Annotated in this window: 8 protein-coding genes; all 8 read left to right on the forward strand. The window is 49.0% G+C overall.

Annotation, left to right across the window (positions count from 1 at the left end; all coding sequences use genetic code 11):
• Window positions 1-37 precede the first annotated feature (37 nt).
• The gene (locus EJN92_RS14585) at window positions 38-934 is read left to right on the forward strand and encodes an energy transducer TonB (protein ID WP_227869557.1); all 897 of its coding nucleotides are present in this window, start codon (window positions 38-40) and stop codon (window positions 932-934) included.
• Window positions 931-1,779, forward strand: a complete 849-nt coding sequence (aroE, locus tag EJN92_RS14590) for a shikimate dehydrogenase (protein ID WP_126128494.1) — start codon at window positions 931-933, stop codon at window positions 1,777-1,779. The genes EJN92_RS14585 and aroE overlap by 4 nt, the downstream gene beginning before the upstream one ends.
• Window positions 1,776-2,462, forward strand: coding sequence for a monofunctional biosynthetic peptidoglycan transglycosylase (gene mtgA / locus EJN92_RS14595; RefSeq protein ID WP_126128495.1), 687 nt, complete (start codon window positions 1,776-1,778; stop codon window positions 2,460-2,462). Before aroE ends, mtgA begins: the two co-directional genes overlap by 4 nt.
• Window positions 2,459-2,929: a hypothetical protein gene (locus EJN92_RS14600; protein ID WP_126128496.1), complete on the forward strand. Its 471-nt coding sequence runs from the start codon at window positions 2,459-2,461 to the stop codon at window positions 2,927-2,929. The genes mtgA and EJN92_RS14600 overlap by 4 nt, the downstream gene beginning before the upstream one ends.
• Before the next feature lie 84 nt (window positions 2,930-3,013).
• Entirely contained in the window at window positions 3,014-3,982 is a 969-nt protein-coding gene (gene corA, locus EJN92_RS14605) for a magnesium/cobalt transporter CorA (RefSeq protein ID WP_126128497.1), read from the forward strand.
• Window positions 3,983-4,250: 268 nt separating this feature from the next.
• Complete coding sequence (locus EJN92_RS14610) at window positions 4,251-6,455, forward strand: type I secretion system permease/ATPase (protein ID WP_227869558.1); 2,205 nt, start codon at window positions 4,251-4,253, stop codon at window positions 6,453-6,455.
• Complete coding sequence (locus EJN92_RS14615; protein WP_126128498.1) at window positions 6,455-7,867, forward strand: HlyD family type I secretion periplasmic adaptor subunit; 1,413 nt, start codon at window positions 6,455-6,457, stop codon at window positions 7,865-7,867. Before EJN92_RS14610 ends, EJN92_RS14615 begins: the two co-directional genes overlap by 1 nt.
• A gap of 27 nt (window positions 7,868-7,894) precedes the next feature.
• On the forward strand, window positions 7,895-8,509 hold the full coding sequence (locus tag EJN92_RS14620) for a response regulator transcription factor (RefSeq protein ID WP_126128499.1): 615 nt from the start codon (window positions 7,895-7,897) through the stop codon (window positions 8,507-8,509).
• Window positions 8,510-8,596 lie beyond the last annotated feature (87 nt).

Consider the following 8,596-nt stretch of genomic DNA (forward strand, 5'->3'; position numbering starts at 1 on the left):
CTAACGATTAATCTCTGTATTTTTGTGATAAAAATTTGTGAAATCGATTCTTGATAACCTGATACTGACTTCTGCTATTTTCATTTCCGTGGTGGTGCACGGTATGCTGTTGTTGATGCATTTTGTCGCGCCCAGACCGGCTGAGACTCCTGCCACCGATCCTGGTTTGGAAGTCATTTTAGTCAATGCCAAACACGATAAAAAACCGATCAATGCGCAAGCGCTGGCGCAAGCCAATCTCGATGGCGGTGGCGCAAATGATAGTGGTCGGTCCAAATCGCCTTTGCCAGACATGAGTAAAACCGAAAATGGCGAACGCGTCATGGTGGCCAAGCGACAGATAGAAGAATTGGAAGAGAACCAGAAAAAATTGATGGATCAGGTTCGTAGTAAGACCAAGCTGTCGACGCAAAAGCCGAATGAAAAACTGACGCCAGAAGAAAATAAACTCTATAACACAGGAAAAGATACTCAGGACAGTACGCAGGCGCTAGCGCGTATGGCCGCCGAAATTTCTCAGACCATAGAAGACCAGAATAAACGTCCGCGCAAAACTTTCATTACTCCCAGCACTCAGGCAGTTGGCTACGCCATGTATTACAAGGCCTTGCAAAAACGCGTAGAGGATATGGGAACCATGAATTTCCCGCAAAAAGATGGGCGTAAATTGTATGGCGAATTGATTATTTATATCCCGATTTTCCAGGATGGCAGCATCTACGAAAGAGATGGCGGACCTAAGGTAGAGAAGTCTTCAGGTAATCCTGCGCTGGATGCCGCTGCCTTGCGCATCGTAAGGCGCGCCGCTCCTTTTGGGAAATTCCCGCCGAATATGCGCTCAAAGGATAAAGATGATTTATGGGTAGTGATTACCCGTTTTAAATTTACCCGGGATGAACAACTGGAGACAGAATTGCGCGGAGGGGCAAAATGAGTCATTTCTCTGCGCCGGATCAGTATGTGGTGATAGGTAATCCTATCGCCCACAGTAAATCACCCAGCATCCACGCGCATTTCGCAGGCATTTGCGCGCAGCATATGGAATATGCGCGGCTACTGGCCCCGCTGGATGGTTTTGCTGCTAGCGTTGCGGCATTTCGGCAGGCGGGCGGCAAAGGCGCGAACGTGACTGTGCCTTTCAAGTTGGAGGCGTATGCTTTGGCGACACAACTGTCGCCACGTGCGCAACTGGCCGGTGCCGTGAATACCCTCAGCTTTAATGGAGATCAAATTTTTGGTGATAACACCGACGGCGTCGGTTTGGTCAATGATATTGTGCGCAATGCTGGCATTGCATTGAAAAATAAGCGCATCTTATTATTAGGTGCGGGCGGCGCGGCGCGTGGGGTTTTGCTGCCACTATTGTCTGAGCAGCCTGCTGAGTTTGTGATCGCCAATCGCACTCTGAGTAAGGCAGAAGAATTAATAGTATTAGCGCAGCAGCATGGCAACGGCACTGTCAAATTGCAGTCCTGTGTATGGGCTGCCTTGCAAGGCAGGTTTGATCTGATTATTAATGCGACTTCCGCCAGTCTCAGTGATGAGGTGCCGCCGATTTCAGCCACTTTGTTTGACAGTAATACCTTAGCCTACGACATGATGTATGGCGCGCAGATGACGGCGTTTTTGCGCTTTGCGCAAACTCAGGGCGCGCAATTGCGTGATGGTTTGGGGATGCTGGTAGAGCAGGCGGCTGAATCTTTTTATATCTGGCGTGGCGTGCGCCCAGAAACGGCAGCACTGATGCTGGAGTTGCGCCGGGCTTTGGAGTCGCAATGAAAAAATTACTTCTATGGTTGATCTTGCTGCCGCTAGGATTATTTTTTCTATTGCAGATCTATTTTTTCTTGCAAATTTGCTGGTGGATTAATTTCAACCCGAGTTCCACCAGTTTCATGCGCCAGCAATTATCCGTCTTGCAGGAAAAAAATCCTGATGCAAAATTGCAGCATAAATGGGTACCGTACGCCCGTATCTCGGTCAATTTGAAGCGCGCCGTAATCAGTTCCGAAGACGATGGGTTTTCTGAGCATGACGGTGTCGATTGGGATGCGATGCAAAAGGCTTACGAAAAAAATCAAAAAAAGGGCAAGCTCAAATACGGCGGCTCGACCATCACTCAGCAGTTGGCTAAAAATCTTTTTCTATCCGGTGAACGCAGTTATTTGCGTAAGGGTCAGGAGTTGATCATTACCTATATGCTGGAATTGTGTATGAGTAAGGAGCGCATACTCGAGATCTATTTAAATGTGGTGGAGTGGGGTGTCGGGGTGTTTGGCGCCGAGGCAGCCTCACAACATTATTACAAAATTAGTGCGGCAGCACTGGGGCCAGCGCAAGCGGCCAGACTTGCCGTTATGCTGCCAAAGCCGCGGTTTTTTGATACACATACCGGCTCGGTTTACTTACAAAAACGCAGTGAATTAATCTTAAAGCGTATGAATTCCGCGGAGTTGCCATGATTTTTCAAAGTCAAAAAGGTGCGATTAGCTTGTTCATGACGGCGCTACTGATGATGTTAATCACGGTGATGGCGATGCTGTTTCTCTACATGGCTAGGTATGGGCATTTGCCATTTCCCGAGTTGCGGGCACGCTGGGGCCATTCTGCCGACGTGATTTCGAATGAATTAAAAAGTGTCAGTGGGCTTAAGGCTGCGGCGACTGCGACCGCGACCAATAAAGCGCTCTCTAAATCGGCGGACCTACAGTCCACGGTGACGATAGAGAGCGGTGTCCAGCGTTGCACTATTCACGGCAAAGTGGTCTATTCGGATACTGAGTGCTTGAGTAATAATGCAACGACGCGCACCATCAAACTGCATGATAATCGCGCAGATGCACCCAAACCAGTGACCAAGCCGAACGAAGATAAAGATGCTTCCGAGGTCGACTTAAAAATGAAAATGATCGATAAATTGAGTAAGTAGCCAACAGCGTTGATTACTTTCGCGCTTTGGTTTAACTTGTTCTATATCCTCATTTTCACACTTTGCTTTTTTTAGAGGTCAAGCATGATTAATGTTTTTGTCTTGCATAACGGGCGCTTGAGCCAGATTAATGTTGAAAATCGGGAAGACCTGGAAAATACTTTGCCGATTTGGGTCGATCTCACCGACCCGAACGAGGATGAGCGCGAATGGGTAAAAAGTATCTATGGCGTGACCTTGCCGGGCGAGGATGAGGTCAAGGATATTGAAGCATCAGCCCGTTATTACGAAGCCGATAGCGGAGATCTGCATTTACGCACAGATTTTTTAATTGATGATGACGATCAGCCAGCCAGTACTGTGACGGTGGCTTTTATTCTGGCACGCGATATTTTATTTTCCGTGCATGCGGTCGATCTTCCGGTGTTTCGTCTGGTGCGTATGCGGGCGCGTTCACGACCAGGCTCTATTGCAGATTACAAAGATGTCTTGATGGACTTGTATGCGACCGATGCCGAATATTCGGCCGATGCACTAGAAGGTATTTATCAAAATCTGGAAGACGTCAGTCGCGCGGTTCTACAAAAAAACTTTTCAGATCAGGATGCCGCACTGGCCTTGAACGCGATTGCGCAAGAAGAAGATTTGAACGGGAGAATCCGCCGCAATATGATGGATACTCGGCGCGCTGTCAGCTTCTTGATGCGCGGGCGTTTATTAAATTCTGAGCAGTTTGAGGAAGCTAGACAAATTTTACGCGATATAGAATCACTGGATGGACATACCTCATTTTTGTTCGATAAGATCAACTTCTTAATGGATGCCACCGTCGGTTTTATTAATATTAACCAGAATAAGATCATTAAAATATTCTCGGTCGCTTCGGTGGCTTTTCTCCCTCCTACCTTAATCGCCAGTATTTATGGGATGAATTTCCACGGCTGGTTCCCCGAATTGGATTGGACATTTGGCTATCCCTTTGCGCTTGCCTTAATGCTGGCTTCCGCGATTACTCCGTTTTGGTATTTCAGGCAACGTGGTTGGCTGAAATAAATTTCAGTGTCGAATCTGTATCCAATTTACGAATGCGAGAGTTTGCTGTACAAGCCTGAACTGCGCAACTCTCTCATAAAAATGTCAACGATTGTTATCAGAAGCTTAAAAATACTAGGCTTAGCCTTTAAGCTAAACTTTCGCTATTGCAATATTGTTATTCATCGAAGATAATTCTTTGGTAAATTTGCTCTAGGATGAAATTGTGGTAGTGGCTCAAGTCCTTGATGTATTCCAAGGCTTTAGAAATAGATAAGGTGCGATACGCATGACACAAATGGAAACGCCTTTAGATCCGGCCCCAGTGAATGCCCGCAATACCGCGGGCTTTGGCACCGGAATTCGTGAGGATTTATTGCATCGCGATCCTTTGCTCGATTGTCTGGTCGAGTTGACCCGCATCCACGGTAGACCGAGCACCCGCGCCGCTTTGTCTGCTGGGCTTCCTTTGCTAGCTGAGGGATTGACTCCTTCATTGTTTGCCAGAGCTGCTGCGCATGCCGGTTTTTCCGCCAAGGTGGTCAGACGTGATCTAAATAAAATCGATACGGCACTTTTTCCCGTTATTCTTTTGTTAAAGGATAATGAGGCTTGCTTATTGCAAAAGTGGTCTGAAGATGGTTTGAGTGCGCAATTGTTATTGCCTGATTCTGGGCAAGGCGCTGTCAGCATGGGGCATGATGAGCTCAAGGCGCGCTATTCTGGCGTTGCAATTTTTTCCCGTCCGCATTTTCGTTTTGATCAGCGTACCCCGCCTTTGGTAGTGGTGCCGCAGCGGCATTGGTTTTGGGGCGCGATCCTCGAACAAAAACCTATATTTAAAGACATATTGGCGGCGGCCTTGCTGATTAACTTGTTCGCACTCGCCATGCCTTTGTTCACCATGAACGTGTATGACAGAGTGGTTCCCAATTTTGCAGTTGAAACGCTGTGGGTGTTTGCCTTTGGTATTAGCCTTGTGCTGATACTCGAATATGTGGTGCGCTTATTGCGCGGGCATTTCATCAGTTTGGTGAGCAATCGCATCGACCTAAAATTATCAGCACTGATCATGGAGCGCGTATTGGGCATGCGTATGTCGCAAAGACCCGCCTCGGTTGGTGCTTTCGCCTCAAATTTACGCTCGTTTGAAACAGTCAGAGATTTCATTGCATCGGCTACCGTGACCGCGCTGATTGATCTACCGTTCGCCATTCTATTCCTATTTGCCTTGATCTGGATCGCCTGGCCTTTGGCTCTATTGCCTATGCTTGGTATCATTATCGTGGTCATTTATAGCTATATGGTGCAGCACAAGATGCGTGAATTGTCGGAGACGACTTTCCGTGCCGCCGCCTTGCGTAATTCGACTTTAGTCGAAAGCCTGACCACCTTGGAAACGATCAAGGCGCATGGCGCGGAAAGCCAGATGCAAGCGAAGTGGGAAAAAACCACGGCATTTTTGGCGCGCGTCAATTCCGACCTTAAGCTGCTCTCCGCCTCCAGCATCAATGGTGCGGCCGCAATACAGCAATTGGTGAACGTGGCAGTGGTAATCGCCGGTGTCTATCTGATCCATGAAAAAATGATGACTATGGGGGGCTTGATTGCAGCGACCATGTTGGCGGGACGTGCTATGTCGCCAGTCGGACAGGTGGTCGGATTACTGTTGCAGTATGAGGGCGCCAAGAATTCTCTGGCATCGCTGGAGAAAATCATGGCGACACCCTCAGAGCGCAGTGATGAGAGCGCGTTTGTGCACAGACCTGAAATTCTCGGACAGATAGAATTTAAAAACGTGCATTTCAGTTATCCTGGCCGTAGCGAAGAGGCACTACGCGGCGTCAGTTTTAAGATCGCGCCAGGCGAACGTGTCGTGATCATAGGCCGGGTAGGCTCAGGCAAGTCGACTATGGAAAAACTGATACTCGGTTTGTACGCACCGACTAAGGGGGCTGTGTTACTCGATGACGTAGATCTGCGCCAATTGGATCCTGCCGACTTGCGCCGTAGTTTAGGCTATGTTGAGCAAGATTCTATGTTGTTCTATGGCAGTCTGCGTGAAAACATCACCATCCGCGCTCCGTATGCGGATGATAGGGCCGTGGTCGCTGCGGCAGAGCTGGCGGGGCTGACCGAGTTTGTGAATAGCCACCCGGAAGGTTTTGATATGCTCATTAGTGAGCGTGGTGAAAATGTCTCTGGCGGACAGCGTCAAAGTATAGCGATAGCGCGTGCCGCATTATTGGATCCGCCTGTGCTCTTGTTAGATGAACCTACTAGCGCGATGGATTACCCATCCGAGGCGCAGTTCAAAGAGCGTATCGGCAAATACGCAATGCATAAAACCATGATCATCGTCACTCATAGGCCTAGCCTGATGGATTTGGCAAGTCGTATTATCGTGGTCGATCACGGCATGATAGTAGCGGATGGACCTAAGGATAAAGTCATGGCGGCCTTGCAATCTGGTCAGATTGGGAGGGCTAAATAATGGCTAAGTTGCGCTTGTTTGGCTTGGCAATGATTGCATGGATGGAGAAACTGCGTCTGCGTTTCGGTATTTCACCCGGACTGTGGCTAGAGCGCTGGAAGGACGATGTCAGCCTTCCTGAATCTGACTTCATGCAGGATGCGGATAGCATCATTCTGCAACAGGAGCCATTGCGCGCGCGCATACTCTTGCATGCACTCTTGGGCTCCTTCCTATTGTTTATACTTTGGGCTGGTTTGGTGCACGTGGATGAAATCACCAAAGGTGAGGGCAAGGTTATCCCATCAAGACAGTTGCAGGTATTGCAGAGTTTGGACGGCGGTATCGTCACCGAGATTTTGGTCAAGGAGGGACAGGTAGTCAAGGAAGGGCAGATCTTGCTACAGGTAGACACCACCCGTTTTGAGTCCTCCGTCAAAGAAAACCGGTCACAATATCTTTCCCTCACCGCCAAGGCCGCGCGTTTGCGTGCCTTGGGGGATGGCAAGGCTTTTGTGCCACCGCCTGAGGTAATGCAGGAAGATCCTAAAACCGCAGATGAAGAGCAGCGTCTGTATGAAACTGCGAATTCTGAAATGCAGGCGCAAGTCTCCATTGCGCGGCAGCAGTTGGCGCAAAGAGGGCAGGAGCAGGCCGAGGCTAGCGCGCGCCAAAGACAAGCTTCGCAAGCGTATGAGTCTAGTCAAAAAGAGCTGTCTGTCACCAAACCCTTGCTCGGTTCTGGCGCTGTTTCTGAAGTTGAATTACTCCGCCTGGAGCGCGATGTGTCCCGCTTCAAGGGGGAGCGCGATATCGCCACCGCGCAGATCGCCCGTACTCAGGCTGCAATCGGTGAGGCGAATCGGAAAATACAAGAAGTCGAATTGGCAGCCCGTAACAACGCTAGTAAAGAATTGTCAGAAACCATGGCAAGATTAAATGCTCTGATACAAAGCGGTACCGGTCTGGCGGATAAGGTCAAGCAGTCGGCAATACGCTCGCCGGTGCGTGGTACGGTCAAGCGCTTGCTGGTCAACACCGTTGGTGGCGTGGTGCAGCCAGGCCGTGATGTGGTAGAGGTGGTGCCTACTGAAGGTAAATTATTATTGGAGGCCAAGGTGGCTCCAAAAGATATCGCTTTCCTGGCGCCGGGACAAAAAGCCGTGGTGAAATTTACTGCTTATGATTTCTCCACCTACGGTGGCTTAGAGGCAAAATTAGAGCACATAGGGGCCGATTCGGTCACCGACGAACGCGGCAATACTTTCTATATTGTGAGAGTGTCGACCACAAATGCCGCTTTATCCGGTGGCCAGCCGATTATTCCGGGTATGGTGGCCGAGGTGGATATCATTACCGGTAAGAAAACTATACTTTCTTACCTGCTCAAACCTGTCTTAAGAGCGAAACAATCTGCCTTAACTGAACGATGATGAACATCATCTCTATAGGATATTAAGTTGAAACCGATTCAACATATTTTTGTATCAAAAACCGCGAACTCTTTGGAGACTTGGCTGCAAGCCTTTCCACGCGCACTTACTGTTAGCCTGGAAACGGAAACTGTTGCCGTGGTCGATGCTGGGGTGATCTGGTTGCGCCTGTCGACGGATGCTTCCGTGGCGCAACAAATTGCGAAAGCGCGCAAGTATTTTCCAATACAAGCTTTGGTTGTGATGAGTGATATGCCCAATGATTTGGAAGCTTTGGCAGTGTTCTCGGCTGGTGGGCGCGCTTATTGCAATACGCACGCAGGCGTCGAGGTGCTGGAAAAAATCGCTGGAGTGGTCTCGCAAGGCGGCTTGTGGATAGGTGAATCTATCATGCAACGTCTATTGAGTGCGCCCACGCCTGAATTGGTTTTGCATGCGGTTAGCAGTAAGTCTTGGGCCAGCAAGTTGACGGAGCGTGAGATTGAGGTCGCCAAGGCGATAGCTTTGGGTTGCAGTAACAAAGAGATAGGGCTGCAGATGGCTATCACTGAGCGCACCGTCAAGGCGCACGTAGGTGCTATTTTCGAAAAACTTCAGGTACGTGATCGCCTGCAATTGGCCTTATTGGTAAAAGATAGTTAAATGATGCCAGCCTAGTACTTAGGTACAATTGGGTTTTGGAAACATTCTTGTTAGAGTACGGACATTCTTATTCATTCGTCCGGAGAT

The sequence above is a fragment of the Undibacterium parvum genome (assembly GCF_003955735.1).
Classification (GTDB): domain Bacteria; phylum Pseudomonadota; class Gammaproteobacteria; order Burkholderiales; family Burkholderiaceae_D; genus Undibacterium; species Undibacterium parvum.

Excerpts from the sequence above, each read along its gene's own strand:
- aroE (WP_126128494.1), top strand. The coding sequence starts at position 931 with ATGAGTCATTTCTCTGCGCCGGATCAGTATGTGGTGATAGGTAATCCT.
- mtgA (WP_126128495.1), top strand. The coding sequence starts at position 1,776 with ATGAAAAAATTACTTCTATGGTTGATCTTGCTGCCGCTAGGATTATTT.
- EJN92_RS14600 (WP_126128496.1), top strand. The coding sequence starts at position 2,459 with ATGATTTTTCAAAGTCAAAAAGGTGCGATTAGCTTGTTCATGACGGCG.
- corA (WP_126128497.1), top strand. The coding sequence starts at position 3,014 with ATGATTAATGTTTTTGTCTTGCATAACGGGCGCTTGAGCCAGATTAAT.
- EJN92_RS14610 (WP_227869558.1), top strand. The coding sequence starts at position 4,251 with ATGACACAAATGGAAACGCCTTTAGATCCGGCCCCAGTGAATGCCCGC.
- EJN92_RS14615 (WP_126128498.1), top strand. The coding sequence starts at position 6,455 with ATGGCTAAGTTGCGCTTGTTTGGCTTGGCAATGATTGCATGGATGGAG.